The sequence below is a fragment of the Acinetobacter haemolyticus genome (assembly GCF_900406815.1).
Classification (GTDB): Bacteria; Pseudomonadota; Gammaproteobacteria; order Pseudomonadales; family Moraxellaceae; genus Acinetobacter; species Acinetobacter haemolyticus_A.
On record NZ_OVCN01000060.1, the window covers coordinates 1 to 390 of the forward strand.

Consider the following 390-nt stretch of genomic DNA (forward strand, 5'->3'; position numbering starts at 1 on the left):
CGTTGGCATTGCTTGAACAGGCGGTTGAAATCGAACAACTGTTTCGCGAAGACAACCGCGCGATTCGTATCTATGCCAGTAGTACCATCGGTAACTACATTCTGCCTGCCGTTATCGCCCGTTATCGCCATGATTATCCGCAGTTGCCGATTGAACTTAGCGTTGGGAACAGCCAGGACGTGATGCAAGCGGTGCTGGATTTCCGCGTTGATATTGGTTTTATTGAAGGACCGTGCCACAGCACTGAAATTATTTCTGAACCGTGGCTGGAAGACGAGCTGGTGGTTTTCGCCGCGCCGACTTCGCCGTTGGCCCGTGGTCCGGTCACCTTAGAGCAGCTGGCCGCTGCGCCGTGGATCCTGCGTGAACGCGGTTCCGGCACGCGGGAGA

General features: G+C 55.6%; 1 protein-coding gene. It reads left to right on the forward strand.

The features are described 5' to 3' along the window. The coding region (locus tag DK207_RS15665; RefSeq protein WP_265735800.1) for a LysR substrate-binding domain-containing protein at positions 1 to 390 on the forward strand (390 nt) is incomplete at both ends.